This window comes from Cupriavidus sp. GA3-3, assembly GCF_000389805.1.
In the GTDB taxonomy this organism is placed as follows: domain Bacteria; phylum Pseudomonadota; class Gammaproteobacteria; order Burkholderiales; family Burkholderiaceae; genus Cupriavidus; species Cupriavidus necator_D.
Genome location: NZ_KB944473.1, coordinates 1 through 25,571 on the forward strand (window position 1 = coordinate 1; position 25,571 = coordinate 25,571).

The following is a 25,571-nucleotide window of genomic DNA, read 5'->3' on the forward strand; positions in this document are numbered from 1 at the left end:
TTACTCACCCGTTCGCCACTCGCCACCAGGCCGAAGCCCGTGCTGCCGTTCGACTTGCATGTGTAAGGCATGCCGCCAGCGTTCAATCTGAGCCAGGATCAAACTCTTCAGTTCAATCTCTGTGTGGACCCGAAGGTCCTCGCTCTTTCGAGCGGTCGCTCACTCTCAGAAAACTGACTGACCAGATCCGAAGACCCAGTCACGTTTTGCTGTGCGAGCACTGTATAACTTGTGAAGCAACACTGTCCGAAGACAGCGGCGTCCGCTACCCAGCGCCCACACTTATCGGTTGTTTGGTTGTTAAAGAACTTCGCCGCCGGCTTTGCCGTTCAGCGCCGCTGCGTTGTCTGCAGCAGAGAAACGAGATTATGCAGAGCTTTCTTCGTTTCGTCAACCGTTTCAGCATCTTTTTTTGCTGCGGTCAGCGCGCCAACTTCGCTGCGCCAACCATCCCGGTCGACCCCGCAACCCTTGCTGCGTCTGCTTTGCAGCGCTGCGTTGTGTTGCGAGGGGGCGAATATTAAGGGACCGCAGCGGGGTTGGCAAGGGGTTTTTGAAAACTTCTTCGTGCCACCATCAGCGCCGCCTTAGAATCGGCAAATGCCTGACATGCCTACCTACCTGCCGTCGCGCCTGCCAGCGGACGGGGCGCGCCTGCTCGACGCCCAAGCTCTCGCCGCGGCGCTGTCGCGCCCTATTGCCTTTGTCGACCTGGAGACCACCGGCGCGGACGCCCAGCGCGACCGCATTACCGAGATCGGCGTGGTCGAAGTCGGCCCGGACGGCATCATTGAATGGGACACCCTGCTCGACCCCGGCATGTCGATCCCGCCGTTCATCCAGCGCATGACTGGCATTACCGAAGAGATGGTGCGCGGCCAGCCGAGCTTCGAGTCACTGGCGGAATCGCTTGCCGAACGCCTGCAAGGCCGCTTGTTCGTGGCGCACAACGCGCGCTTCGACTATGGCTTCCTGAAGAACGCCTTCCGACGTGCCGGCGTGACCTTCCGGGCCGACGTGCTGTGCACGGTAAGGCTGTCGCGCTCGCTGTTCCCCTCCGTGGAACGCCACGGCCTGGATGCGCTGATCGCGCGCTTCGGCCTGACGCCCAAGGGCCGCCACCGCGCGCTGGCCGATGCCGAGCTGCTGTGGCAGTTCTGGCAGAAGATCCATGCCACGTATTCGGTCGACCTGGTGGAATCGGCCGTGCGCACGCTGGTGCGGCGGGCCAGCCTGCCGGCCGGCCTGGACGAAACCGCGCTGGAAGACGTGCCGGCGGCGCCCGGTGTCTATATATTCTATGGCGACCAGGACGTGCCACTCTATATCGGCAAGAGCGTGCACCTGCGGCAACGGATCGGCGCCCACTTCTCCGGCGACTACCGGTACGGCAAGGATATGCGGCTGGCCCGGCTGGTACGCCGTGTGGAATGGCGCGAGACCGGCGGCGAGACCGGCGCGCTGCTGCTCGAAGCCCGGCTGGTCAAGGCGATGCAGCCGGTGCACAACCAGCTGCTGCGCCGCAATGCCCGGCTCTATGCCTGGGAACTGCCGCAGCAGCTGCCGGTGCCACGCCTGCGCTCGGATCGAGATACGGATTTCTGCCGGCATCGCGACCTGTTCGGCGTGTTCGGCAGCCGCGGCGCGGCCGAGGCTCGCTTGCGCGCGCTGGCGCAGGAACACGGCCTGTGCCTGGCCACGCTGTCGCTGGAGAAAACCACCCGCCGTGGCAGCCCCTGCTTTGCGCGCCAGGTCCATCGCTGCGCCGGTGCCTGCGTCGGCGCCGAGCCGTCGGGCGCGCACCGCGCCCGGCTGGCCGCCGCGCTGGCGCCGATCGCGCTGATGCCCTGGCCCTTCGATGGCCCGGCTGCCTGGCGCGAGCAGCACGACGGACGCACCTGGTGGCATGTCGCCGACGACTGGTGCTACCTGGGCTGCGCAGCCACGCTGGAAGAAGCGCAGGCGTTGGCGGCAGCACCAGCGCATTTCGACCTCGATACATACCAGATCCTCGCGCCGCGGCTGGCGCAATGGATGCCGCAGGCGGTGCCGCTGTCCGTGCACAGGCCGTTCACGCTGACCGCCCCCGAGGCCCCCGCCCGGGCGCCACGCCCGGCACGCATCCCGGCCGGACAGACTGCCCGCAAGGCGCCACCGGCTGCCGCACAGCAACCCCTGGGCCTGGTCTCCGACTGAAGCCGGCCACGCTCTGTGCGTCATCGCGCAGAGCACGCTTGCAGCGAGGCACGCGGCTCCGCTAGCCTGCACAGGCCGGCCCTTGCAGCCGGCTGCGCCGATGCGGAGCCTACATGCCAGCCAACCCAATCCTTCCGGCCGAAACGGCCCGCGGCGCCGTCAGCGTGCGTGCAAGCCTGGCCGTCTTGTGGGCGGCTGCCATCACCGGTGCCTGCGCCGGCCTGGAGGCCAGCGCCATGCAGGACGTCTTCGATTCCTGGAAAAACGTCCCCGTCGATGAGGCGAAGCGCCAGTGGGGTCCGCCGCAATCGGTGCAGGTCCTGCCCTCCGGCACGGCCTATGTCTGGAACGATTCGATTGCGCCCGCGCGCCCCCCGGGCAGCGGCCCGCGCGATGCCGGCATGGAGCGCACGCCGGTACCGGGCCAATGCCAGCGCAAGCTGGTGACCGGCCAGGACGGCATCGTCATCGGCGGCGAATGGCGCGGCGATGCCTGCTGCATCACCGCGCTCGTCGGCCACTGCGCAAGCCTGAAATATCGGGGCCGCAGCTGAGCCATGAGCCACGGCACCCGCGGGTGCCCGCCCGGCTCAGTCGATACTTGCGCCCGACGCCTTCACTGCCTGCCCCCAGCGCTTCTGCTCCGCCGTGATCGTGGCGGCAAATGCCTCCGGCGACTGCCATGCGGGCTCGGCACCCTGCTGCTCGAGCTTCGCCTTGGTGTCGGGGTCGGCCAGCACCGTGCGCAAGGCACCGGACAGGCGTGAGACCACCTCCCTGGGCGTGCCCGCCGGCGCCAGCATGCCATAGAAGCCAACCACCTCGAAGCCCTTCAGCCCGGCCTCCTGCATCGTCGGCACATCCGGCAGCGCGGGAGAGCGCTGCGGCGACGTCACCGCCAGCGCACGCACCTTGCCTGCCTTGATGTACTGCGTGAACAGCGGGATCGAGTCGGCCATCATCTGCGCCTGGCCGCCCATCACGTCGGTCAGCGCCGGCGAGCTGCCCTTGTACGGGATATGGACGATGAACGTGCCCGAAGCCTGCTTGAACATTTCCGGCATCAGGTGCGAGATGCCGCCATTGCCGCCCGAGGCAAAGTTCAGCTTGCCCGGGTTGGCCTTGGCATAGCTGATGAACGCCTTCAGGTCGCGCGCCGGCACGTTGTTGTTGACCACCATCACCAGCGGGATCAGCGCCGTGCGTGCCACCGGCGCGAAGTCCTTCGGCATGCTGTAGGGCAGCTTGGGATAGAGCGAGTTGTTGATGGCCATCTGCCCAGTGTTGGCCAGCAGCAGCGTGTAGCCGTCGGGCGCGGACTTGGCGACGTTGTCCGAGCCGATATTGCCGGCGGCGCCGGCCTTGTAGTCGATCACGATGGTCTGGCCCAGGATCGGCTGCAGCTTTTCGGCCAGCAGGCGCGCGTGCGTGTCGACCGGGCCGCCGGGCGGGAATGCCACCACCAGCCGGATCGGCTTTTCCGGCCAGGCCGCTTGCGCGGTCCCCGCCGCCAGTGCCAGCGGCGCGGCGGCCAGGGCCAGCAGTGCGTGTCTCAGGATGTCCCGGCGGGCTTGCGGCTTGTTCTTCGTCTTGTCCACGGTTGATTTCTCCTTGATACAGGGCTGCCCGCCAGCGCCCTGGTTCCGGGTGCTACGAACAGTCGCCAGCCGCCATTGTGACTCTTTTGTGACTTTCTGATGTCCTTTTTATGACAATCTCCCGGACTACCGGACTCAACGCACCGGCCACGCGCCCGTGTCCGCCAACACCGGCGAGTATTCGCGAAAACCGAAGCGCAGCGGCAATACCGCCGCACGCCGCACCACGCGCTCGACATGCAGCCGCACCAGCCGTTCGGCGCCGGCGTATGACGCCAGTTCATCGCCCTCCCAGATCACCTCGGCGCGCCCGCCCACATGCAGCAGCGAGCCATCGGCAAAATCCGGCACCACGATCCCGGCTTGCGGATTGGCCAGCAGGTTGCCGACCGTATTGAAGAAGTTGTTGCCGTTGAAGTCCGGGAACGTCAGAGTGCCGGCCTCGTCGACGCGGATAAAGCCAGGCTTGCCGCCGCGGTGCGAGACATCGGCGCCTCCGGTGTGCTCGCCCTCGTCCTGCGGAGATGCGGTGTGGCTGGTGGCGATGAACAGGGTATCGGCGCCGCGCAGCCAGGCCACCGCCTGCTCATCCAGCGCGTCGCCGTGCCAGGCGGGCGGCGCGGGCGCCGGGTCGGCCAGGCTCACGTCGCGCAACTGGATATAGCGCGGGCAGTTGCCAAAGCTCTGCTCGACCTCGACTGTCATCCCGCCCTCGTCGCGCGCCACGATGACCCCGTTCAGGCGGTTGCGCCGGCGCGTAGGCAGCTCGATCCCGAGCAGGCCGATGCGCGCGCCCTGCGCCAGCGCCGGGGCCGCCGGGTCGCCGGGCAGCGGCACGGCGTCGATACGCAGGTGGGTGGCATCAGGCGTATGCGCAAACCCCGGCGTCCCGGCCAGCATCGTGGCCCAGGGCTGCCCGTCGGCATCGACGGCGCCAACCAGCAGGAACGGCAGCTGCGCAAAGAACGTGCGGTGCTGCTCCGGCATCTCGCCACGGATTACCCGCGGGCCGGACGCGGCCATGCGTTCGCGCTTGCCGGCGCGCTCCTGGGCGGCCAGTTCGCCGGCGTGGAATGGCAGGCCGGCGTGCGGCCATGTGGGCAGATCCATGACTAGCTCCTTTTCCTTGTCGGATCGATTGGCGATACGCGGGTCCGGCAGGCGCTACGCCGCCAGGCCGACCTTCGACACCAGCATCGGCACGAAGCCGGGCAAGGCTTCGATGCGGCGCAGCCAGTCGTTCAGCGCGGGGTACGGCGCCAGCGGCACGTTGCCTTCCTCGGCGCGGGCGATATAGCTGTAGGCGGCAACGTCAGCAATGGTGGCATGGTCGGCCGCCAGGAACGGCTGCCCGGCGAGCAGGATTTCCATCAGCGTGAACAGCCGCTGCGCGCGGGCGATGGCATCGTCCATCGCCACCGGCCTGCCGAACAGCACGCCCAGGCGCGCCGCCGCCGGCCCGAAGGCAATGTCGCCGGCGGCCACCGACAGCCAGCGCTGCACGCGCGCCGCGCCCACCGGATCGCGCGGCAGCCAGCGGCCGTCGTCATAGCGCGTGGCCAGGTAGACCAGGATGGCGTTGGAATCGCCGACGACCACGCCGTCGTCATCCAGCACCGGCACCTGGCCGAACGGGTTCAGGCGTAGGAAGGCCTCGCTGCGCTGCTCGCCGCCGCGCAGGTCGACGTCCACCAGCCGGCAGGGCAAGCCCAGCAGCCCCAGGAACAGTTCTGCGCGATGGGCGTGGCCGGACACCGGCGAGCGGTACAGCACCAGCGGCTTGGCGGGGCGATTGGTTTCTTGCATGGCACTCTCCTCAACGGTTGGGATAGCCGGATTCTGGGCGCCGAAGTCGTTGCAATAAATAGGGCAATTGATATTTGACTACTCCAAAGAATGGAGTAATGTGTGGCGCCATGGACAAGCTACGCGCGATGCAGACCTTTGTGCGGATCGTCGACGAGGGCAGCCTGACGGCAGCCGCCACGACGCTGCATACCTCGTTGCCGGCGGTGGTGCGCACGCTGGCGGCGCTGGAATCCGAGTTGCAGGTCCGGCTGCTCAACCGCACCACGCGGCGGCTGTCGCTGACCGGCGAGGGGCGCAGCTACCTGGACAGCTGCCGGCGCATCCTGGCCACCATCGACGAGGTCGAGGCCGGCCTGACCGCCAGCCATGTCGAACCCAGCGGCCAGCTCACGCTGACCGCCTCGGTGCTGTTCGGCCAGATGTATGTGGCGCCGGCGGTCACGCGTTTCGTGCAGCGCTATCCGCGCGTGCGCTGCCGCATGGAATTCACCGACCGCGTGGTGAACCTGCTTGAAGAAGACCTGGACGTGGGGGTGCGCATCGGCCCGCTGGCTGATTCCACGCTGGTGGCGCAGACCGTCGGCAGCATCCGCCGCGTGGTGGTGGCCACGCCGGCCTACCTGCGCAAGCACGGCGTGCCACGCCATCCCGAGGAACTGGCCAGTGCCAACTGCGTGCGCTTCACCGGCAACCACGCGCACTGGTGGACCTTCCAGGAGGACGGCCGGGAGTTCCACGTGCAGGTCAGCGGCAACCTGGAATTCAACCAGACCGCGCCCGCCGTGGCTGCCTGTGCCGAAGGCGCGGGCTTCGGCCACTTCCTGTCCTACCAGGTCGCGCAACTGGTCGAAGCACGCAAACTGCGCATCGTGCTGCAGGATTTCGAGCAGCCGGCATGGCCGCTATCGCTGATCTATCCCCATGCGCGACTGTTGCCGGCACGCACGCGCGCCTTTATCGAATGGATGCGGGATGACCTGGGCCCGCGCTTCAACTGACAACGCTCCATCGCAAAAGGACCATGCCCCTGTCGAGCGCCCCCACTCCAACCGGCTTCGGCACCCGCGTACGGCGCCTGCTCCATCGACCGAGCGGCAACGCCTTGCGCGCAGCCGTGCTGGGCGTCAACGACGGGCTGGTGTCCAGCTTCTGCCTGGTGATGGGCCTGGAGGGCGCGGCGGCCTCGCGCGAGGCCGTCATCCTGGCCGGGCTGGCGGGCCTGGCGGCGGGCGCTTGCTCGATGGCGCTGGGCGAATGGCTGTCGGTGACCAACAGTCGCGAGATGAACAACAAGCGCCTGCGCGACATGGCGCACGAGCTCGCGCATGATGCCACCCGGGCCCGACAGCGGCTGGTCACGGTGATTGTGGGCAAGGGCGTGCTGCCGGCCGATGCCGAGCGTGCCGCCGACGAGATCATGCGCAACCCGCGCGCGGCCCTGGACACCTTTGCGCGCGAAGTGCTGGGCATCAACCCGCAGGAGCGCGGCGGCAACCCGGTGCAGGCGGCGGTAATTTCCTTCGTGCTGTACAGCAGCGGTGCGCTGGTGCCGTTGCTGCCGTTCCTCGTGACCGCAGGGCCATCGGCGCAGTTCGGCAGCATCGTCGCGTGCCTGGCCGGCCTTGGCCTGGTTGGCTGGGGCACCTCGTCGTTCAATGGCCGCCCGGGATGGTTCTCGGCGCTGCGGCAGGTGCTGATCGGGGGCATGGCGGCAGCCTTCACCTACGGACTGGGCACCGTGTTCGGATCGCTCTGACCCGCGCCGAGGCAAGCGGCACATGCGCGCCGCAACGCCACCTCCGGCGCAGCCCACCCACCCGCCACGCCGGGCTGCCACCCGACAAAATCCTTGACGCGTCGCGGCACGCACCGGTATTTTCAAATTCGAATCAGAATTCGAATACGGAGTGCCAATGTCAGCGACCCAATCCGGCTTCACCGCCAACGCCTCCTTTCCCCGTATCGATACCCCCTCGATCCTGCAGCCGCCGCGCCAGCGCCGTGCGCGTGAGACCGAACAGGCCTTGCTGGGCGCGGGCCGCGAACTGCTTGCCTCGCGTGACTTTGCCGCCGTTTCCGTGGCGCAGATCGCCGCGGCGTGCCAGGTATCGGTGGGTGCCTTCTATGGGCGCTTCCGCGACAAGATGGCCTATTTCGAGGCCCTGCGTGCGCTGGTCATGGAAGAAACTGCCGCGTCGACTGAGCGCTACCTGGCGCAGGAGCGCTGGGAGGACGTGCCGACACCGGTGCTGCTGGAAAAGGCCACGCGCTTCATGGTGCTCGGCACGCTGGCCAACCGCGGCGTGATCCGGGCATCGCTGCGGCATGCGTCCACGCGGCCCGAGGAATGGGTGCCCCACCGCCAGAGCGGCGAAGCCATCGTGGAGCGCATGGTGCAGTTGCTGGTGCCGCGGCTGGCGATGCCTGCCGACACCGCCGAGGTGCGCGTGCGCTTTGCCATGCAGGCGGTGTTCAGCGTGCTGGTCAATGCCGTGCTCAATGATTCCGGCCCACTGCACCTCGACGACGAACAGATGATCCCGGAACTCAACCGCCTGATGGCCGGCTATCTCGGCGTCCCCTGCGCAGAGCCGGCCTGAGCACACCACCGGCCCGCGCCACCCGCGGTAATGCAGCCAGGCCATGGCTGCCATGAATTGCGCAGCGCTTGCTTGGCTGGCGCGCCGGACCTCCCTAGAATGTGCCCACGCCGGGCGCCGTGCCCGGCGCCCCCGGCCTGCCGCAAAACGGCGCGCCGGGCGCAGCCCTATCCGCCTCACGTTTACCGGGACCGCTCATGGCCACGCTTTTCCTCGTCCGGCACGGACAAGCCTCGTTTGGCGCCGCCAACTACGATTGCCTGTCGCCGACCGGCCGCCAGCAGGCGCGCTGGCTGGGCGAGTATTTCCAGGAGCGCGGCGTCAGCTTCAGCCGCGTGGTGTCCGGCACGCTGGTGCGCCAGCAGGACACCGCCAGCGAGATCCTGGCCGGCATGGGTCAGCCGCAGACAGCGATCGTCTCGCACGCGGGCCTGAACGAATACGACGGCGAGGCGCTGTACCGTTGCCACACCGGCGGCGCCGACCACCGCGCGCACCAGAACGGCGACTACAACGACTACTGGCGCACCTTCCGCGCGGCCTACGCCGCATGGACCCAGGACGGGCTGGCCGAGATGCCCGAGAGCTGGGCCGATTTCGGCGCCCGCATTACCGGCGCCCTGGCGCACGCAAGCGAAGGCATGACGCGCGAGGATGCCATCCTGGTGGTGAGCTCCGGTGGCGCCATCGGCCGCGCCACGGCCGACCTGCTTGGCGCACCTGCACAGGCCGCCATCGAGATGAACCTGCAATTCCGCAATACGGCGTTCTGCGAGATCATCGTCGGCCGCGGCGTGCAGCGGCTGCTGAGCTTCAACAACGTGCCGCACCTGGAACGCGCCGACCGGCGCAGCGCAGTGACGTTCGCCTGACGCGCGCGACACACCGCAAACAAGAAAAGCCGCGAAAATCGCGGCCCCTTTTTCCGGCTGCTGGCGCGGGCACTCTGACATGCCCGCGCCGCCGGTCCTTCTCCCTTTACTACTCCTTGCTGCGGCGATCCATGCGCTGCGTGCCTGTGCGGCACGCAGCGACTCTCACAGCTTTACAGGCGCTCGACGATGGTCACGTTGGCCAGCCCGCCGCCTTCGCACATCGTCTGCAGGCCGTAGCGCTTGCCGTGCGTATGCAGCGCATGTACCAGCGTGGTCATCAGCTTGGCGCCCGAGCCGCCCAGCGGATGGCCCAGCGCGATCGCGCCGCCATGCACGTTCAGGCGCGCCGGATCGGCGCCGGTGGCCTTCAGCCAGGCCAGCGGCACCGGGGCGAAGGCTTCGTTGACTTCGAACAGGTCGATATCGCCGATGCGCAGGCCCGCCTTCTTCAGCGCGACTTCCGTGGCCGGCAGCGGCGCTTCCAGCATCACGACCGGATCATGGCCGATCACCGTCATGGAGTGCACGCGCGCCAGCGGCTTGACGCCAAGCTTCTTCAGTCCGGCCTCGTTGACCACCATCAGGCCGGCGGCGCCGTCGCAGATCTGGCTGGCAGAAGCGGCAGTCACGCGGCCGCCTTCGGCGATCAGCTTGACGCTGCCGATGCTTTCCAGCGTGGCGTCATAGCGGATGCCTTCGTCAGTGGTGTGCATTTCACCGTTGGCACCGTCGGCCGTGCGCACTTCCACCGGCAGGATTTCGGCGGTGAAGCGGCCCGACTTGGTGGCGGCGATGGCGCGCTGGTGGCTCTGCAGGGCGTAGGCATCCAGCTGCTCGCGCGACAGGTCGTACTTGCGCGCAATCATTTCGGCGCCGGTGAACTGGCTGAACTGCACGCCGGGATAGCGCGCCTCGATGCCGGGGCTCTTGGGCACACCGAAACCGTTCTTGGCCGGCAGCTGCGACGACAGGCCCATCGGCACGCGCGTCATGCTTTCCACGCCGGCGGCGATGACGATGTCCATCGCGCCCGACATCACTGCCTGCGCGGCAAAGTGCAGTGCCTGCTGCGACGAACCGCACTGGCGGTCCACCGAGGTGCCGGGCACGCTTTCAGGCAGGCGCGAGGCCAGGATGGCATTGCGCGCCACGTTGCCGGCCTGCTCGCCGACCTGGCTCACGCAGCCCATGATGACGTCTTCGACCAGCGCCGGGTCGGCGCCGGTGCGTTCCACCAGTGCGTCCAGCACCTGTGCGGCCAGGTCGGCCGGATGCCAGCCCGACAGCTTGCCGCCCTTGCGGCCGCCGGCGGTACGGACCGCCGCGACGATATATGCCTCTGCCATGTGATCTCCTTGGTTCGGTGCAGGCTGCCGGGGCAGCCATGGTGTTGTCCGGAGTGCCGGCATCTGGCGCCGGCAGTGTCGCTTTGCATTGTTGCGCCGCGGGCGGTGGCAAGCGTCGTCGGAAGCGACGAAGTTTGCCGCAGGCCTCAGGTGCGCGGCGCCAGCACTGCAAAGATTGCGGTCGCGCGCAGCAGGCAGCGCTCGCCACTGACCAGCCGGCAGGTGCCATAGCGCAGGCGCGAGCCGAGCTTGTCGAACTCCACGCGGGCCTCGACCCAGTCGCCCAGGCGCGCGGAATCCAGGTAGTCCAGGCTCAGGTTGACGGTCACCGCGCTTTTGGAGCGCCCGGTTTCCAGCGACATCATCATGCCGATGGCGGTATCGGCCAGCGTCGCCAGCATGCCGCCGTGCGGGATGCCCAGGTTATTCAGGTGACTCTCGTCGATGCGCACCGCCAGCGTGCGGCGCTCCGCATGCAGGTAGAGCTGGCCGAAACCTGCCATGTAGCCGCTCATGCTGCGCAGCGGGACGAAGCCCTCCGGCACGTCCCCGCCGGCAGCTTCGCCCGGCGCGGCGATGGCCTGGGTCATCGCCCGCTCGATTTCAGCCTCGGCCATGGCGTCAGGCAAAGAAGCGCGAGGCCACGCTGAGGTGCTCTCGGCAATCGGCCACCATGCGCGTGATCAGTTCTTCGCAGCTGGGCACGTCGTCGATCAGGCCCACGCACTGGCCGGCGCTGATGATGCCACTGTCGGTCTCGCCCGCCTTGAGCGCCGCCTTGCCGCGCACGCCGGCGACCAGGTGCTTGACGTCCTCGAACTGCGCGCCGCCCGGGCGGCGTTCAATGCTCACCACCTCGTCCGACACGGCGTTCTTGAGCACGCGCGCGGTGTTGTGCAGCGTGCGGAAGATCAGGTTGGTATCGCGCTCGCTGGCCTGCACCAGCGCCTTCTTGACGTTGTCGTGGATCGGCGCCTCGCGCGTGGCGCAGAAGCGCGTGCCCATGTTGACGCCCTCGGCGCCCAGCACCAGTGCCGCTGCCATGCCGCGTCCGTCGGCGATGCCGCCGGAGGCGATCACCGGGATCGACAGCTTGCGCACCGCCTGCGGGATCAGCACCATGCCGGGCACGTCGTCCTCGCCGGGGTGGCCGGCGCACTCGAAGCCGTCGATCGACACCGCGTCCACGCCCAGGCGCTCGGCCGACAGCGCATGGCGCACCGCCACGCACTTGTGGATCACCTTGATGCCGGCGGCCTTGGCGCGCGCGATATGTTCCTTGGGGTTGTTGCCGGCGGTTTCCAGCACCTTGATGCCGCTTTCGATGATGACGTCGAGGTAGCGCGCGTACGGCGGCGGGTTGATCGACGGCAGCAGGGTCAGGTTCACGCCGAACGGCTTGTCGGTCATCTCGCGGCAGCGGCGGATCTCTTCGGCCAGCGCCTCGGGCGTGGGTTGCGTCAGCGCCGTGAGGATGCCCAGCCCGCCGGCGTTGGAAACCGCGGAGGCCATCTCGGCGTAGCCAACCCATTGCATGCCACCCTGGATAATCGGGTAGCGGATGCCAAGCAGTTCGGTGATTCGTGTCTTCATGGTTGTCCCTTTGCTGTCTGCGCCGGCAGGCGCGCGGTAGTGCCGGCCCTGCCGCTTGATCGGGGTCAGTCTACGGCCAGGTGCCGATTCCGAGCCTCGTCGGAAGCGACGATTGCGGGCGGCGCATTCTGCACTAGTGTTGACCGAGCCCCGTGCCGGCGCCCCGCCCCGGCACACTTCCTCCCATATTCGCAGCAATCCCGGCAGGAGCCCCCCATGACGCAAGCCACGCCTTCGTTCGAAACCCTGCGCTACGCCGTTGCAGACGGTGTCGCCACCATCACCCTGCACCGCCCGGACCAGCTCAATGCGTTCACCGCGCAGATGATGCATGAACTGATCGCCGCGTTCGACGCCACCGATGCCGACGACAACGTGCGTGCCGTGATCGTCACGGGCTCGGGCCGCGCCTTCTGCGCCGGCGCCGACCTGTCCGGCGGCAGCTCCACCTTCGACTTCGAGAAGCGTTATGGCGCCAGCCCCGACAGCGCGCACCGCGACGGTGGCGGGCGCGTGTCGCTGCGCATCTTCCGCAGCCTCAAGCCGGTGATCGCCGCGGTCAACGGCGCCGCAGTCGGCGTGGGCGTGACCATGCAGCTGCCGATGGATATCCGGCTGGCGTCGACCGACGCCAAGTTCGGCTTTGTCTTTGCGCGCCGGGGCATCACGCCCGAAGCGGCGTCGTCGTGGTTCCTGTCGCGCGTGGTCGGCATCTCGACCGCGCTGGAATGGTGCTATACCGGCCGCGTGTTCTCGGCCCAGGAAGCGCATGAGCGCGGCCTGGTGCGCTCGCTGCACGCGCCCGAAGACCTGCTGCCTGCCGCCCAGGCCATTGCCCGCGAGATCGCCGCCAATGCCGCGCCGGTTTCGGTAGCGATCTCGCGCCAGCTGATCTGGCGCATGGCCGGCGCCAGCCACCCGATGGAAGCGCACAAGCTCGACAGCCGCGCGATCCAGTCGCGCGGGCGCTCCGCCGACGTCAAGGAAGGCGTCAGCGCCTTCCTGGAGAAGCGTCCCGCCGCCTTCCCGGAAACCGTGTCGCACGACATGCCGGACTTCTTCGACTGGACCAGCGAGCCGCCCTTCATCTGAAGCGCGCCCGTCGATCAACTTTTCCGGAATTCGCATGAAAGTCAGCCAAGCCGTCGCCAGCCGCAAGTCCGTCCGCGGCTTCCTGCCCCGGGCCGTTGCGCCCGACACCATCCGCCGCGTGCTCGACGCCGCCGCGCGCGCCCCCTCGGGGGGCAACCTGCAGCCCTGGCATATCCATGTCATCGGCGGCGAGGCCCTGGAGGGGCTGCGCGCCATCATGCGCAAGCGCATCGCCCAGGCGCCCGCGGGTGAAGAGCGCGAGTACGACATCTACCCGCGCGAGCTGGTCTCGCCCTACCGCGACCGCCGCTTCCAGGTGGGCGAGGCGCTCTACCACTACCTCGGCATCCCGCGCGAGGACAAGGCGCGGCGGCTGGCGCAGTTTGCCAACAACTTCACCTTCTTCGGCGCGCCGCTGGCGCTGTTCTGCACCGTGGACCGCCGCATGGGCCCGCCGCAATGGTCGGACCTGGGCATGTACCTGCAGACGGTGATGCTGCTGCTGCGTGAAGAAGGGCTGGACAGCTGCGCGCAGGAATGCTGGGCGATGTACCCGCAGACCCTGGGCAAGTTCCTGTCGCTGCCGGCCGAACGGATGCTGTTCACCGGCATGGCGATCGGCTACGAAGACCCCGAGGCGCCCGCCAACCAGCTGCGTTCCGTGCGCGCACCGCTGGAGGAATTCACGGAGTTCATCGGCATCTGAGCCGCAAGCGCGCGCGGGCTGACCTGCGCGCGCGGCCTCAGAGCAGCCCGAGCTGGCGTGCAATGGCCACCGCCTGGGTGCGGTTGCTGGCGTGCAGCTTGGCGCTGATATTGCGCAGGTGCGTGCGCACCGTGGTTTCGGACACGAACAGGCGCTCGGCCATGGCCACATTGGAATAGCCCTCGGCCAGCAGTTGCAGCACCTTCTGCTCCTTGGGCGTCAGCGGCTCCACCAGCGCCGCCGGCGCCGGCCGGCCGGCGCCGGCGGCCTGCTCGCTCCCGGACTGGCCGCAGGCCTGCAGCAGCCTTTCCACATAGGGGGCAGGCAGGCTGGCCGACTGGCGCGAGCAGGCATCGGCCACCAGCCTGCGCACATCGTCGCCCTCGTCGGCAAAGATGCGGACAAAGCCTTCGGCAGCGCCGAAACGCAGCGCCTCGCCCATCACCACCAGCGCGTGCGCGCCGTCGCCAGCGCGCTGGCACGCCTGCGCCAGCAGGATGCGCAGCTTGAGCGCGCGGCGCATCAGCTGGTTGCCGGCGGCAGCCGCCAGCTCGCGCTCGATGACCTCGCGCACCGGCGTGCCCGGGCGCGCATACAAGTCCAGCCGCAGCCGGCCAAGGGTGATGTCCTCGACATCGCTGGCAAAGGAGCTGACCCCGGGCCGCGTGCGCCACAGCGCCGGATCGGCGGCGCGTTCGATCGCCTCCTGCGCCGCGTGAACATTGCCCTGGCGCAGTGCCAGCCGTGCGCGCTCCAGCATTGCCGCCATCACCAGCCGCGTCAGCCCGCGGTGGTGCCCCAGCGCTTCCAGTTGCGCCAGCCATTCATGCGCCTGGTCGGCTTCGCCGCGCTCGAACGCAATGCGGGCCAGCACCGTGTGCCCGGTGATGATCTGGTCAGGCAGCCCGAGGTCGCGCGACAGCGGCAGGTAGACGTTGAGCAATCGGCTGGCGCGCTCGGAATCACCGCTCTCGTACAGGCCTTCGGCCAGCAGGATGCCGGCCATGGCATTGCCGTTGGTGGGCCCGAAGCGGTTCGGCAGCATCGTGCTGGCGGCGATGCGAAACCGCGCCAGCGCCTGCTGCAGCCGCCCCTGGCGCAGGTCGATCAGCCCTTCGACCGATTCCGAGAAAATCTTGTTGAAATTGCTGTCCGAGCCTCGCACCGCGTGCCGTGCCACCTGCAGCAGCCGGCGCGCCTCCGGGTAGTCGCCGGCGACCGCAGCCAGGCGTGCCATCGACGTGCCCAGGATCGCATCGGGGAAGGCATAGCCCATCGGCAACGGCGGCAGCTCATTGCGGGCGAAGGCGCGCGCATCGTCGAAGCGGTCCATCATGTTCAGCAGCATGTGGCGCAGCGCGCGGATATGCGCCAGCAGGTCGCCGGCCGCGCCCTCGGTGGGGATCTGCTGCAGCAGGGCGATGGCTTCGGCCGGGCCGCGCGTGAACGACACCGCCCACACGCGCGCGATCTGCAGCTTGGGCCAGCGCGCCAGTTCTTCCGCCGGCACCGCCTCCAGCCAGCGCGTCAGCAGGCGCATGCGGCCCTGCGCCAGCAGGTCGTCCGCGGCGCCGTCCAGCAACGGCAGCGCGCGCGCCAGCGCACCGGCCGCGAAGGCATGCTCGATGGCGGGCACCGGGCGCCCCTGCGACTCATACCAGCGCGATGCCGACAGGTGCAGCTGCGGCACGGCGTCAGGCATGGCCTGCGCCAGCTGGCCGCGCAGGAAGCCGGAAAAGAGGCTGTGATAGCGGTACCACTGCTCCGATGCCGCACCGGAGCCACGCTCGCCATAGCGTTCGCTCTCCAGCGGCAGCAGGAACAGGTTGGCGCGCTCCAGCCAGGCCAGGATCTCGTCGCTGCTGCCAGCTGTCGCGGGCTCGCACACGGCGTCGCACAGCGGTCCGCACAACTGGTCCAGGATCGAGGTGCGCAGCAGGAAGTCGCGCACCGCCTCGGGCAGGTGCAGGAATACGTCTTCGACCAGGTAGTCGGCAATCGCCGCGTTGGAGCCGGAGAAGCCGGCGATAAAACCCTCTGGCTGGCTGCGCCGCTCCAGCGCGACTGACGCCAGCCACAATGCCGTGGCCCAGCCCTCGGTACGCCGGTGCAGCACGCTGATGGCCGCCTGCTCCAGCTTCAGCCCGCGCGCATGGCGCAGGAAGGATGCAGTTTCGCTGGCGGAAAAACGCAGCTGCGCGGGTTCGATCTCAAGCAGCTCGCCGCGCGCGCGCAGGCGGCCCAGGCCGGATTCCGGCACCCAGCGCGTGCCGATCACCACGCGGCAGCCGGGCGGCAGGCTTTCCACCAGTTGCCAGACCAGCCCGGTCACGGCGGCGTTCTGGATCGCTTCGAAATCATCGAGGAACAGCGTGAAGGCGCCGTTATGGCTGGCCAGGCGGTCGATCAGCGCGAGCGCCTGCTCGCCGGGATCCTGTGCCAGCGTCGCGTGCGCGGACCGGCCGGGGCCGCCGCCGCCCAGGCCCTGCGCGATGGCAGCTTCGACCGACCCCAGAAAGCGCGAGGCATCATTGTCCGACCGATCCAGCGTCAGCCAGGCGGTGCGCCCGCCCGCGGCCTCCAGGCGCGCGCGACACTGGAGCATGGCCGTGGTCTTGCCGAAGCCCGCCGGTGCACGCACCAGCACAAGCTTGACGAAACCGGCCGCGCACACGGTCTCGCAGATCGCCGCGCGCTCGACCTGGAACGGGGTCAGCAGCGGCGGACGCAGTTTGGCCGCCAGCGATGCGGCGCCGGCGGGCGGCGGCGCGCGCCGTCCGGTCTCCTCGATACTTGCCATTGGCTGTTGTCGTCTCCCGCACATCGCTGCCGTTGCAGGCCGCGCGATGCGCCCGCCCGCGCTGCGGATGCAGGCAGGCGGGCCGTGGCTGTGATGTAACGGAGGATTATGACGTAAACCGCCGCACTCGCGAAAATGCGGGCAGCGGCAGGCGGCCCTACACCAGCTTGTTGGCGTGGCCGCCCCAGTAGCGGTCGCGCAGCAGCCGCTTGAGCAGCTTACCGGTCGGCAGGCGCGGCAGCTCGGACGCGAAGTCGACCGAGCGCGGGCACTTGATGGCCGACAGGTTGGCGCGGCAGAACGCGATCAGTTCCGCGGCCAGCTCGGGACCGGCCTGGCTCATGTCGACGGGCTGCACCACGGCCTTGACCTCTTCGCCGAAGTCCTCGTTGGGCACGCCGATCACGGCCACGTCCATCACCTTGGGATGCGTCATCAGCAGGTTCTCGGCCTCCTGCGGGTAGATGTTGACGCCGCCGGAGATGATCATGTTGGCCTTGCGGTCGGTCAGGTACAGGTAGCCGTCCGCATCCACGTAGCCGACATCGCCGATGGTGCTCCATTCCGGCTGCTGCGGGTGGCGCGACTCCGCGGTCTTGGCCTCGTCGTTGTGGTACGAAAAGTCGCGGCCTTCGGCAAAGTAGATCGTGCCCGATTCGCCCGGCGGCAGCAGCGCGCCGTCCGGCCCGCAGATGCGCAGCTTGCCGACCATGGCCCGGCCCACCGTGCCCTTGCGCTCCAGCCACTCCGGCGTGCTGACCACGGTCACGCCGTTGCCCTCCGTCCCGGCGTAGTACTCCCAGATCACCGGCCCCCACCACGCGATCATGGCTTCCTTGACCTGCACCGGGCACGGCGCGGCCGCGTGGATCGCCACGCGCAGCGACGACACATCATAGGCCTGGCGCTGCGCCTCGGGCAGCTTGAGCATGCGCGAGAACATCGTCGGCACCAGCTGCGTATGCGTGATGCGGTGCTGCTGCACCAGCTGCAGATAGTGCTCGGCATCGAAATGCTCCATCACCACCGCGGTCCCGCCCAGCGCCTGCACGGTCATGTTGTAGCGCAGCGGCGCCGCGTGGTACAGCGGCGCGGGCGACAGGTAGCGCGTCTCGGCATCGAAGCCATAGAGCCGCTGGCACAGGCTGGTCAGGGTCGTGGGATCGTCGATATTCGGGCTCGACGGCGGCGCATACACTCCCTTGGGCCGGCCCGTGGTGCCGGACGAATACAGCATGTCGCCGCCGGTCACTTCGTCATCAATGCGCGTTGCCGGGCAGCGCGCCAGCGCGGTCTCGTACGCGTCATAGCCCGGCATTGTGCCGTCCAGCATCAACCTGCCGCGCAAGGCCGGCGTCTGCCCGGCCAGGGCTGCCGCGACCTCGGCCTGCGCGTGCGTGGTGACCACCAGCCTGGCGCCGCTGTCATTGATGATGTGGGCGGCATCGGCCACGTTCAGCCGCGTGCTCAGGCAGACATAGACAATGCCGCTGCGCTGCGCGCCCCAGCACAGTTCGAACAGGCGCGGATGATTCTCGACCATGAACGCCACGCGGTCACCGGGCTGCAGTCCCTGGCTGCGGAACAGGTGGGCGACCTGGTTCGAGCGTTCGTCCAGTTCGCGGTAGGTGACGACTGCGCCGCTGCCACCCATGATGACGGCTGGTTTTTCGGGTGTGCGCTGCGCGTGGATGTGCGGATGCATGGCGTTGGACTCCTCGACGGGTGTCGGTGTGTTGGCGGATGCCGATCCTGCATTCTCGGAACCTCAGCCGGTTCAACCATCGTCGGAAGCGACGAAGCGGCACCGCCGCTGTTTTGTCGCAGTGCCACAAAAAAGGGCTGCGTTCGCGCCGGAACAGCTTCGTCCGATGCGACGATGCGCCACCGGGCGGCCTGGCAGGATGATGCCCGCCAGACTACTGCAATCACGCCTCACCCCCATTCCGAAGGAGCCAAGGTGGATTTCCAGTTCAGCGAAGAACAGTCGATGCTGCGCGACACGCTCGCGCGTTACCTGGCCGACCACTATGATTTCGAAGCCCGCCGCGCTGCCGTGCAGTCCGCCGCGGGCTGGCGCCCGGACTGCTGGCGCGCATTCGCCCGCGAGCTCGGCATTCTCGGCGCGGCCTACCCCGAGGCGCTCGGTGGCCTGGGCGGCGGCGCGGCCGAGCACATGATCGTGATGGAACAACTGGGCCGCCACCTGGCGCTGGAGCCCTACCTGGGCACCGTGGTGCTGGGCGGGGGCGCGCTGATGCACGGCAGCCCCGAGCTGGCCGCGCAGTGGGTGCCGGCCATCATCGGCGGCGAAGCCACCGCCGCCTGGGCCCACGCCGAACCCGCCAGCCGCTACTGCCGCCACGACGTGCAGGCCGGCGCCACGCGCCAGGGCAACGGCTACAAGCTGAGCGGGCACAAGCACGCCGTGGTCGGCGCGCCGTTCGCCACCCACCTGGTGGTCAGCGCCCGCACCTCCGGCGCGCGCCGCGACCGGGACGGCATCAGCCTGTTCTGGATTGCGCGCGACACGCCGGGCGTGACGCTGCGCGAGTACCCGACCTTCGACGGCCTGCGTGCTGCCGAGGTGCTGCTCGACAACGTGCAGGTGCCGGCGAGCCAGCGCATCGGCGCGGAAGGCGAAGCCTTTGCCCTGATCGAACAGCTGTGCGACGAAGCCATGGTCGCGCTCTGTGCCGAAGCCAATGGCGCGATGGCGCGCATGCTGGCCGACACCATCGACTATGCGCGCCAGCGCAAGCAGTTCGGCGTGCCGATCGGCACCTTCCAGGTGCTGCAGCACCGCATGGCCGACATGTACGTGCAGCTGGAGCAATCCGTGGCGCTGACCCAGGTGGCGGCGATGCAGGCTGCCAGCGCGCCGCAGGCACGCGCCCAGGCGGCGTGCGCGGCCAAGATCCAGGCCGGCCAGGCCGGTGCCTTTGTCGGCCAGGCGGCGGTGCAGATCCACGGCGGCATGGGCGTCACCGAAGAGCTGGCCGTGGGCCACTACTTCAAGCGCGTCACCGCGATCGACCTGCAGCTGGGCTCGGCCGAGCACCACCTGCGCCGCTACGCCGACCTGCTCTACCCCGCCCTGGCCGCGGCCTGAAGCCGGCATCCCCGAACCCAGACGATTACCCAGCGAGGCCCGTCGATGAATCTCGATTTCTCCCCGCAAGATCAGCAGTTCCGTGAAGACGTGCGCGCCTGGATCGCCCAGGCCTATGACGCCGACCTGCGCGCGATGATGGCGCAGTCCAAGAACGGCTACCTCGACAAGGCCGCGCAGCTGCGCTGGCAGAAGGCGCTGCACGCGCGCGGCTGGGCCGCGCCGAACTGGCCCAAGGAATACGGCGGGCCGGGCTGGACCTCGACCGAGCGCTTTATCTTCCAGTCGGAACTGGCCGCCGCCGGCTGCCCGCCAGTGTCGCCAATGGGCCTGAAGATGGTGGCGCCGGTGATCATGAAGTACGGCACGCCCGAGCAGAAGCAGCGCTTCCTGCCGCCGATCCTGAGCTCGGACGTGTGGTGGTGCCAGGGCTATTCCGAACCCAACTCCGGCTCCGACCTGGCCTCGCTGCAGATGCGCGCCGACCACGGCACCGACAGCGACGGCGAGCACTACATCCTGAATGGCTCCAAGATCTGGACCACGCATGCGCAGTGGGCCGACTGGATGTTCTGCCTGGTGCGCACCAGCCGCGAATCGAAGCGCCAGGAAGGGATTTCGTTCCTGCTGCTCGACATGCATACGCCCGGCATCACGGTGTCGGCGCTGCCGACGCTGGACGGTCCCATGACCGGGCAGCAGGAAGTGAACCAGGTCTTCTTCGAGAACGTGCGCGTGCCGGTGGCAAACCGCATCGGGGAGGAAGGCAAGGGCTGGACCTACGCCAAGTACCTGCTGGAGTTCGAGCGCGGCGGTACATATAGCCCGATGCTGCGCAAGCAACTGTCGAAGATCGCGGAGATTGCCGCGGAGCAGCCTGCCGACGACGGTGGCCGCCTGCTGGACGATCCCGCCTTCCGCCGCAAGCTGGCGGCGCTGCACCTGCGTGCTGCCGCGCTGGAAGCGGTTGAGTTGCGGGTGTTCTCAGGCGTGGAATCCGGGACCTCGATCGGGGCCGCGTCGAGCATGCTGAAGCTCACGGGCACTGAGACTCTGCAGGCCGCCAGCGAACTTGCGGTGGAAGCTGCAGGCCCGGCGGCGTTGCCGTTCGTGCAGGACACCTGGGCTCAATTGCAGGGACGCGAGGCCGCGCCGCGTGTCGGGCCTGAATATGCGGCTGTGCTGGCGCCGCGTTATTTCAACTATCGCAAAGCGTCGATTTACGGGGGATCTAACGAGATCCAGCGCAATATCATTGCCAAGCTCGTGTTGGGGCTTTGAGCGTTTGTGTACCGGCGATGGTTTCAAGAGCAGCCGCCGTGTGCGGCTGTTTTTTTTGGGGCTTGGCGATATCGCATCAACGCCTTCGGCTGCGCTCCGCGCAAGCGCCCAATGACCGTCAACGCATCTTGAGCCTGCGCAGCAGCCGTAGGCGTCCCCGCAATGCCGTTTGCAGCAGGCGGCCTACGCCCTGCATGGGGATCGTTCAATAGTGGGTTATCGCAGGCACTGTCCCACACTCACATGGCGTAGCAGGGTCGAACGGGCACCCACGCCCAAACGGCAAGCACCACCGTGCGAACCACCAACGCCGTGGAATTGATTGCCAGCCGCATAGGCGACGCGCTTTTTGGTTACTTTTTGTCGCTCGGACAAAAAGTGACTCGCCGGCTACGCCGGCGAAACAGCCACGCTGCCAAAAGCCACTAACCGACCGCATTGCCCCAGCCCCCTCACCAAACCACCTTCCTAGGGTTCACCTTAATTGACTGTTCACCCTCACGCTCATATATTTTTATGAACATATAGTTCATTTTTGAACATACACCAACAACCAGCAGGTAGACAAAATGCCCCTCAAGATCGGAATCAACGGCGCCGGCATCGGCGGCCTCGCCGCAGCCATCGCACTGCGCAAGCTCGGCATGGACGCAATCGTCTACGAACAAGCCCCCCGCTTCGCCCGCGTAGGCGCCGACATCAACCTGACCCCCAACGCCGTATGCGCGCTCGACGGGCTAGGCATCGGCGACGCCCTGCGCGAAACCGCCGCACGCCCCAGCCACCGCATCAGCCGCACGTGGGACACCGGCGAAGAAACTTCCCGCCTGCCGATGCAGAAAGACGCCGAGCGCCGCTACGGCGCCCCGCAACTGACCATGCACCGCGCCGACCTGATGACCGCACTGGAAGCCGCCGTGCCGGCCGAATGCGTGCGCCTTGGCCACAAGGCCGTGGCGATCGAGCCGCATGCCGATAGCGCCACGCTGCGCTTCGCCAGTGGCGCAGAGGAGCGCGTCGATGTGCTGGTCGGCGCCGACGGCATCCACTCGACCGTGCGCACCGCCCTGTTCGGCCAGGAAAGCCCGATCTTCACCGGCGTGGTGGCCTACCGCGCGGTCGTTCCCGCCGAGCGCCTCGCCGGCGTGCCCAACCTGGGCGCCTTCACCAAATGGTGGGGCCCCGACGCCGCCACACAGATCGTCACCTTCCCGCTCAACCGCGGCCGCGACATCTTTATCTTCGCCACCGTCGCACAGGAAGCCTGGCGCCATGAGTCCTGGACCACGCCGGGCCGCGTGCAAGACCTGCGCAGCGCCTATGCCGGCTTCCACCCCGAGGCGCGCGCACTGCTCGATGCCTGCGACGAGGTGCTGATCTCCGCGCTGTACGTGCGCGACCCGCTGCCGACATGGTGCGCCGGCCCGGTCACGCTGATGGGCGACGCCTGCCACCCGATGATGCCGTTCATGGCACAAGGCGCCGGCATGGCGATTGAAGACGGCGTGGTGCTGGCGCGCTGCCTTGCCGATGCCGCACCCGGCGGTGCCGCAGGCGTGCCCGCCGCGCTGGCACGCTACCAGGCCGCGCGCCACGAACGCACCAGCCGCATCCAGATCGGCTCGCGCGGCAATGCCTGGCTGAAGGAAGGCGGCAATGCCGACTGGGTGTACGATTACGACGCCTGGAACGTCGCCCTCGGCTGAAGCCGCGCCGATCGTTTCCGCCAGCACGGCCGCCTGCGCGGCCGTTTTCCGTTGACAGCAGACACCACCATGCCCAAATCCCGCCCACAGCCTGACCTTGCCGACGATGGCGATACCGAAGACGCCCGCGAAGCCCAGCTGGTCTCGCCGGTGATCCGCGGCCTGCGCCTGCTGCGCTTCATCGCCGAGGGCGGCGCCACCGCCAACCTGAGCGAAGTGGGCCGGCGCATCGACGTGAACCGCGTCACCGTGATGCGGCTGCTGGATACACTGGAGCATGAGGGCATGGTGGAACGCCTGCCGCAAGGCGGGCACCAGGTCGGCTTCAACTTCCTGAAGCTGGCCTCGCGCGTGCTGGCCAGCAATGACCTGACCAGCTTTGCCGCACGCGTGCTGGCCCGGCTGAGCGCATCGCTGCAGCTGTCGGCCTACCTGGCCGTGCGCGATGGCGGCGATGCACTCTACCTGCTGCGGCAGATGCCCGCGGCCTCGCTGGTCAGCAATATCCAGGTGGGCAGCCGCGTGGCCGCACACCTGACCACGCCGGGGCGGATGCTGATTGCCGAGCTGCCGCCGGAGACGCTGCGCGAGCTGCTGGGATCCGATCCCCTGCCGACGGTCACCGGCCAGAGCCCGGCCACGCACGCGCGGCTGGCTGATATCCTTGCCGCCGATCGCGAACGCGGCTGCGCCTGGAGCTTTTCCGCCTATGAACCGGGCATCGATTCCTGCGCGGCACCGGTGCGCGGCGCCGACGGCGACGTGATCGCCGCGATCAGCGTGGCGGGACCGCAGCAGCGCTTTGAAGCCGATGGCGCGCTGCGCGAGCGCGTGGAGAAGGAAGTCAGGCAGGCCGCGCGCGACCTGTCGGGCCTGATGGGATACCGCAGCGCCGCTACTCCGCGGTAATCCCGTACGCCTTGATCAGCTTCGCCCACGCCGCGGTTTCCTCGCGGATGCGGGCCTCGAGCGCCTGCGCCGTGCTGCCCACCGGCTCCATGCCCTGGCGCTGCAGCTCGGCCCGCACCGGGGGCGTGGCCAGCAGCGCGCGCACGTCGGCGCTGAGCGCATCGGCCGCCAGCTGCGGCGTGGCCCTGGGCACCAGCAGCGCATACCAGGAACTGACGTCGATGCCGGGCACGCCCTGCTCGGCCAGCGACGGCACGTTCGGCGCGGCCGGCGAGCGCCTGGACTGCGTCACCGCCAGCGCGCGCAGCGCGCCGGACTGGATAAACGGCGCCAGCGTCGGCCACGTGCCGAACAGCATCGGCACCTGTCCTCCCACCACGTCGTTGAGCGCCTGCGTGGTGCCTTTGTAGGGCACGTGCAGCAGCGTGATGCCGGCCTTGTTGCGGAACAGCTCGCCGGCCAGGTGCAGGCCGCTGCCGACGCCCGGGCTGGCGTAGCCCAGCGGCTTGCCGGACTTCTCTGCCTGCTGTGCCAGCCTGACCAGGTCCTGCACGGAATTCGCCTTTACTGACGGATGCACCGCCAGCACGTTGGGCGAGCCCGCCAGCAGCGACACCGGCCGGAAATCACGCTCGACGTTGTAGCTCAGCGCCGGCATCAGCGTGGGGTTGATGGTCAGGTTGCCGGCCGGGGCCACCAGCAGCGTGCAGCCGTCGCCCGGCGCGCGCCGCACCGTGTCGATGCCGATATTGCCGTTGGCGCCAGGCTTGTTGTCGACCACGAACGGCGTGCCGCGCCGCTGCTGCAGCCCGTGCGCCAGCGTGCGCGCGAGCTGGTCTGCCGGGCCGCCGGCCGGGAACGGCACCACGATGCGCACATTGGCGCAGCCGGCGGCTTGCGCCGCCTGCCACGGCACGCACGCCGCCAGCGCAGCGGCCAGCGCCGTGCCGGCCAGCCATTGCCGCCGGCGCGGCGGCCTGTTGTATGTCTTGCGTTGCTGCATATTGCTTCCCAATGGATGGCTGGCGGCGCGCGCTGCCGTCACGCGAACGGTTTCGGCACCTCCGGCCGGTAGTCGAGCAGGCTCGACAGCTCGGCCGCCGCCCGCCTGACCTGTTCCACCACGTTGTCGAGCTGGTCCGGATCGATGCGCGAGGCCGGGATGGTCGCGCCCAGCGCCGCCACAACCTTGCCGCTGCGGTCGCGCACCGGCGCCGCGATGGTGGAGATGCTGGCCTCGAAGAACCCTTCATGCAGCACATAGCCGCGCTGGCGGTCGCGCTGGACCATGTCGTACAGCTCTTCGACAGTGCGCGGCGTGCTTTCGGAATACACCTCCAGGCGCTCCTCCGGATACAGCGTGCGCAGTTCCGCCAGCGACAGGTCTTCCAGCAGCACGCGGCCCAGCACGGTCGCATGCGCCGGCAGCCGGGTGCCAACGTTGACGGTGCTGGCAAACGGGCGCGAGGCCACCGACTTGGCCACATAGACGATGGAGCGCCCGTCGCGCACCACCAGGTTGCACGGATAGTGGATCTCGTCGCGCAGCCGGTCCAGCAGCGGGCGGCCCAGCTCGGTCAGCTCCAGCGAGGCCAGGTAGTCAAAGCCCAGCCGCAGCACCGCCATGCCCAGGCGGAACTCGCGCCCGCCGTCGGTGCGCTCGACAAAGCCCATCATTTCCAGCGTGGCCAGCAGCCGGAACACGGTCGAACGCGGCACCTTGAGCCGGCGCGCCAGCTCGGCCGCCGACAAGGTGCGCTCACGGCTGCTGAATTCGGCCAGCAGCCGCAGGCCGCGCTCCAGCCCCGGCACGATGTACTTCTCCTGGGCGCTCTCCGGGGCGCCCTCCTGGCCGCTTTCCTGCGTGTCTTCCTGCGGCGAATCGGTCGTCATGGTCTGTCTCTGCAATATTCGGTCTTGGCGTAACGCTCTCATATATCACGCCTGC

Annotated in this window: 22 protein-coding genes and 1 rRNA gene; 12 read left to right on the forward strand and 11 right to left on the reverse strand. The window is 68.5% G+C overall.

What is annotated here, in order from left to right; all coding sequences use genetic code 11:
- Window positions 1–114: ribosomal RNA gene (locus tag C265_RS11600) — 16S ribosomal RNA — on the reverse strand; the annotation flags it as partial.
- Window positions 115–600: 486 nt separating this feature from the next.
- Between C265_RS11600 and C265_RS11605 the strand changes: the two genes are divergently transcribed.
- Together C265_RS11605 and C265_RS11610 are read left to right on the forward strand one after the other, a co-directional pair.
- Window positions 601–2,196 (forward strand): exonuclease domain-containing protein, encoded by a 1,596-nt coding sequence (locus C265_RS11605; RefSeq protein WP_010811650.1) that lies wholly within the window; start codon window positions 601–603, stop codon window positions 2,194–2,196.
- Between the two features lie 113 nt (window positions 2,197–2,309).
- Window positions 2,310–2,750: a hypothetical protein gene (locus C265_RS11610; protein WP_010811651.1), complete on the forward strand. Its 441-nt coding sequence runs from the start codon at window positions 2,310–2,312 to the stop codon at window positions 2,748–2,750.
- Window positions 2,751–2,786: 36 nt separating this feature from the next.
- Here C265_RS11610 and C265_RS11615 read toward each other — a convergent pair whose 3' ends face one another.
- The 3 genes from C265_RS11615 to C265_RS11625 all read right to left on the reverse strand — a co-directional run bounded on the left by C265_RS11615 (window position 2,787) and on the right by C265_RS11625 (window position 5,600).
- On the reverse strand, window positions 2,787–3,794 hold the full coding sequence (locus C265_RS11615; RefSeq protein WP_010811652.1) for a tripartite tricarboxylate transporter substrate binding protein: 1,008 nt from the start codon (window positions 3,792–3,794) through the stop codon (window positions 2,787–2,789).
- A gap of 135 nt (window positions 3,795–3,929) precedes the next feature.
- Window positions 3,930–4,904 (reverse strand): pyridoxamine 5'-phosphate oxidase family protein, encoded by a 975-nt coding sequence (locus tag C265_RS11620; RefSeq protein WP_010811653.1) that lies wholly within the window; start codon window positions 4,902–4,904, stop codon window positions 3,930–3,932.
- A gap of 54 nt (window positions 4,905–4,958) precedes the next feature.
- Complete coding sequence (locus tag C265_RS11625) at window positions 4,959–5,600, reverse strand: glutathione S-transferase family protein (RefSeq protein ID WP_010811654.1); 642 nt, start codon at window positions 5,598–5,600, stop codon at window positions 4,959–4,961.
- 98 nt (window positions 5,601–5,698) lie between these two features.
- Here C265_RS11625 and C265_RS11630 point away from each other — a divergent pair, with 98 nt between their 5' ends.
- From C265_RS11630 to C265_RS11645, 4 genes are all read left to right on the forward strand, one after another.
- A complete protein-coding gene (locus C265_RS11630) occupies window positions 5,699–6,601 on the forward strand; it encodes a LysR family transcriptional regulator (protein WP_081645122.1) in 903 nt (300 codons plus the stop codon).
- A gap of 23 nt (window positions 6,602–6,624) precedes the next feature.
- Window positions 6,625–7,359 (forward strand): VIT1/CCC1 transporter family protein, encoded by a 735-nt coding sequence (locus C265_RS11635; protein ID WP_037024178.1) that lies wholly within the window; start codon window positions 6,625–6,627, stop codon window positions 7,357–7,359.
- 157 nt (window positions 7,360–7,516) lie between these two features.
- Window positions 7,517–8,203: a TetR/AcrR family transcriptional regulator gene (locus tag C265_RS11640; RefSeq protein WP_010811657.1), complete on the forward strand. Its 687-nt coding sequence runs from the start codon at window positions 7,517–7,519 to the stop codon at window positions 8,201–8,203.
- A gap of 197 nt (window positions 8,204–8,400) precedes the next feature.
- Window positions 8,401–9,075, forward strand: a complete 675-nt coding sequence (locus tag C265_RS11645) for a histidine phosphatase family protein (protein ID WP_010811658.1) — start codon at window positions 8,401–8,403, stop codon at window positions 9,073–9,075.
- 173 nt (window positions 9,076–9,248) lie between these two features.
- Here C265_RS11645 and C265_RS11650 read toward each other — a convergent pair whose 3' ends face one another.
- The 3 genes from C265_RS11650 to C265_RS11660 all read right to left on the reverse strand — a co-directional run bounded on the left by C265_RS11650 (window position 9,249) and on the right by C265_RS11660 (window position 12,017).
- Window positions 9,249–10,424 (reverse strand): acetyl-CoA C-acetyltransferase, encoded by a 1,176-nt coding sequence (locus C265_RS11650; RefSeq protein WP_010811659.1) that lies wholly within the window; start codon window positions 10,422–10,424, stop codon window positions 9,249–9,251.
- Between the two features lie 146 nt (window positions 10,425–10,570).
- On the reverse strand, window positions 10,571–11,041 hold the full coding sequence (locus C265_RS11655) for a PaaI family thioesterase (protein WP_010811660.1): 471 nt from the start codon (window positions 11,039–11,041) through the stop codon (window positions 10,571–10,573).
- A 4-nt stretch (window positions 11,042–11,045) separates the two neighbouring features.
- Complete coding sequence (locus C265_RS11660; protein ID WP_010811661.1) at window positions 11,046–12,017, reverse strand: nitronate monooxygenase family protein; 972 nt, start codon at window positions 12,015–12,017, stop codon at window positions 11,046–11,048.
- 216 nt (window positions 12,018–12,233) lie between these two features.
- Here C265_RS11660 and C265_RS11665 point away from each other — a divergent pair, with 216 nt between their 5' ends.
- Window positions 12,234–13,109 carry a crotonase/enoyl-CoA hydratase family protein gene (locus C265_RS11665; protein ID WP_010811662.1) on the forward strand — a complete coding sequence of 292 codons (876 nt, stop codon included), beginning with the start codon at window positions 12,234–12,236 and terminating at the stop codon, window positions 13,107–13,109.
- A gap of 34 nt (window positions 13,110–13,143) precedes the next feature.
- Window positions 13,144–13,815, forward strand: coding sequence for a nitroreductase (locus C265_RS11670; protein WP_010811663.1), 672 nt, complete (start codon window positions 13,144–13,146; stop codon window positions 13,813–13,815).
- Between the two features lie 37 nt (window positions 13,816–13,852).
- On the opposite strand, the gene C265_RS11675 is transcribed toward C265_RS11670, so the two are convergent.
- Window positions 13,853–16,615 (reverse strand): LuxR C-terminal-related transcriptional regulator, encoded by a 2,763-nt coding sequence (locus C265_RS11675; protein ID WP_010811664.1) that lies wholly within the window; start codon window positions 16,613–16,615, stop codon window positions 13,853–13,855.
- 157 nt (window positions 16,616–16,772) lie between these two features.
- Complete coding sequence (locus C265_RS11680) at window positions 16,773–18,320, reverse strand: AMP-binding protein (RefSeq protein WP_010811665.1); 1,548 nt, start codon at window positions 18,318–18,320, stop codon at window positions 16,773–16,775.
- A 255-nt stretch (window positions 18,321–18,575) separates the two neighbouring features.
- Here C265_RS11680 and C265_RS11685 point away from each other — a divergent pair, with 255 nt between their 5' ends.
- From C265_RS11685 to C265_RS11700, 4 genes are all read left to right on the forward strand, one after another.
- Window positions 18,576–19,727, forward strand: a complete 1,152-nt coding sequence (locus tag C265_RS11685) for an acyl-CoA dehydrogenase family protein (protein ID WP_010811666.1) — start codon at window positions 18,576–18,578, stop codon at window positions 19,725–19,727.
- A gap of 45 nt (window positions 19,728–19,772) precedes the next feature.
- Window positions 19,773–21,008: an acyl-CoA dehydrogenase family protein gene (locus C265_RS11690; RefSeq protein ID WP_010811667.1), complete on the forward strand. Its 1,236-nt coding sequence runs from the start codon at window positions 19,773–19,775 to the stop codon at window positions 21,006–21,008.
- Window positions 21,009–21,577: 569 nt separating this feature from the next.
- Window positions 21,578–22,714, forward strand: a complete 1,137-nt coding sequence (locus C265_RS11695; RefSeq protein WP_010811668.1) for an FAD-dependent monooxygenase — start codon at window positions 21,578–21,580, stop codon at window positions 22,712–22,714.
- A 69-nt stretch (window positions 22,715–22,783) separates the two neighbouring features.
- The gene (locus C265_RS11700) at window positions 22,784–23,623 is read left to right on the forward strand and encodes an IclR family transcriptional regulator (RefSeq protein ID WP_010811669.1); all 840 of its coding nucleotides are present in this window, start codon (window positions 22,784–22,786) and stop codon (window positions 23,621–23,623) included.
- Here C265_RS11700 and C265_RS11705 read toward each other — a convergent pair.
- Both C265_RS11705 and C265_RS11710 read right to left on the reverse strand, forming a co-directional pair.
- Window positions 23,610–24,626 (reverse strand): tripartite tricarboxylate transporter substrate binding protein, encoded by a 1,017-nt coding sequence (locus C265_RS11705; RefSeq protein WP_010811670.1) that lies wholly within the window; start codon window positions 24,624–24,626, stop codon window positions 23,610–23,612. The genes C265_RS11700 and C265_RS11705 overlap by 14 nt on opposite strands.
- Window positions 24,627–24,664: 38 nt before the next feature.
- Window positions 24,665–25,516 (reverse strand): IclR family transcriptional regulator, encoded by an 852-nt coding sequence (locus tag C265_RS11710; protein ID WP_010811671.1) that lies wholly within the window; start codon window positions 25,514–25,516, stop codon window positions 24,665–24,667.
- Between the last annotated feature and the right edge of the window lie 55 nt (window positions 25,517–25,571).

Coding starts and splice junctions, on each gene's coding strand:
- C265_RS11710 (WP_010811671.1), bottom strand. CDS start 25,516: ATGACGACCGATTCGCCGCAGGAAGACACGCAGGAAAGCGGCCAGGAG.
- C265_RS11665 (WP_010811662.1), top strand. CDS start 12,234: ATGACGCAAGCCACGCCTTCGTTCGAAACCCTGCGCTACGCCGTTGCA.
- C265_RS11620 (WP_010811653.1), bottom strand. CDS start 4,904: ATGGATCTGCCCACATGGCCGCACGCCGGCCTGCCATTCCACGCCGGC.
- C265_RS11635 (WP_037024178.1), top strand. CDS start 6,625: ATGCCCCTGTCGAGCGCCCCCACTCCAACCGGCTTCGGCACCCGCGTA.
- C265_RS11605 (WP_010811650.1), top strand. CDS start 601: ATGCCTGACATGCCTACCTACCTGCCGTCGCGCCTGCCAGCGGACGGG.
- C265_RS11690 (WP_010811667.1), top strand. CDS start 19,773: ATGAATCTCGATTTCTCCCCGCAAGATCAGCAGTTCCGTGAAGACGTG.
- C265_RS11610 (WP_010811651.1), top strand. CDS start 2,310: ATGCCAGCCAACCCAATCCTTCCGGCCGAAACGGCCCGCGGCGCCGTC.
- C265_RS11705 (WP_010811670.1), bottom strand. CDS start 24,626: ATGCAGCAACGCAAGACATACAACAGGCCGCCGCGCCGGCGGCAATGG.
- C265_RS11670 (WP_010811663.1), top strand. CDS start 13,144: ATGAAAGTCAGCCAAGCCGTCGCCAGCCGCAAGTCCGTCCGCGGCTTC.
- C265_RS11640 (WP_010811657.1), top strand. CDS start 7,517: ATGTCAGCGACCCAATCCGGCTTCACCGCCAACGCCTCCTTTCCCCGT.
- C265_RS11680 (WP_010811665.1), bottom strand. CDS start 18,320: ATGCATCCGCACATCCACGCGCAGCGCACACCCGAAAAACCAGCCGTC.
- C265_RS11660 (WP_010811661.1), bottom strand. CDS start 12,017: ATGAAGACACGAATCACCGAACTGCTTGGCATCCGCTACCCGATTATC.
- C265_RS11645 (WP_010811658.1), top strand. CDS start 8,401: ATGGCCACGCTTTTCCTCGTCCGGCACGGACAAGCCTCGTTTGGCGCC.
- C265_RS11625 (WP_010811654.1), bottom strand. CDS start 5,600: ATGCAAGAAACCAATCGCCCCGCCAAGCCGCTGGTGCTGTACCGCTCG.
- C265_RS11675 (WP_010811664.1), bottom strand. CDS start 16,615: ATGGCAAGTATCGAGGAGACCGGACGGCGCGCGCCGCCGCCCGCCGGC.
- C265_RS11700 (WP_010811669.1), top strand. CDS start 22,784: ATGCCCAAATCCCGCCCACAGCCTGACCTTGCCGACGATGGCGATACC.
- C265_RS11630 (WP_081645122.1), top strand. CDS start 5,699: ATGTGTGGCGCCATGGACAAGCTACGCGCGATGCAGACCTTTGTGCGG.
- C265_RS11650 (WP_010811659.1), bottom strand. CDS start 10,424: ATGGCAGAGGCATATATCGTCGCGGCGGTCCGTACCGCCGGCGGCCGC.
- C265_RS11695 (WP_010811668.1), top strand. CDS start 21,578: ATGCCCCTCAAGATCGGAATCAACGGCGCCGGCATCGGCGGCCTCGCC.
- C265_RS11655 (WP_010811660.1), bottom strand. CDS start 11,041: ATGGCCGAGGCTGAAATCGAGCGGGCGATGACCCAGGCCATCGCCGCG.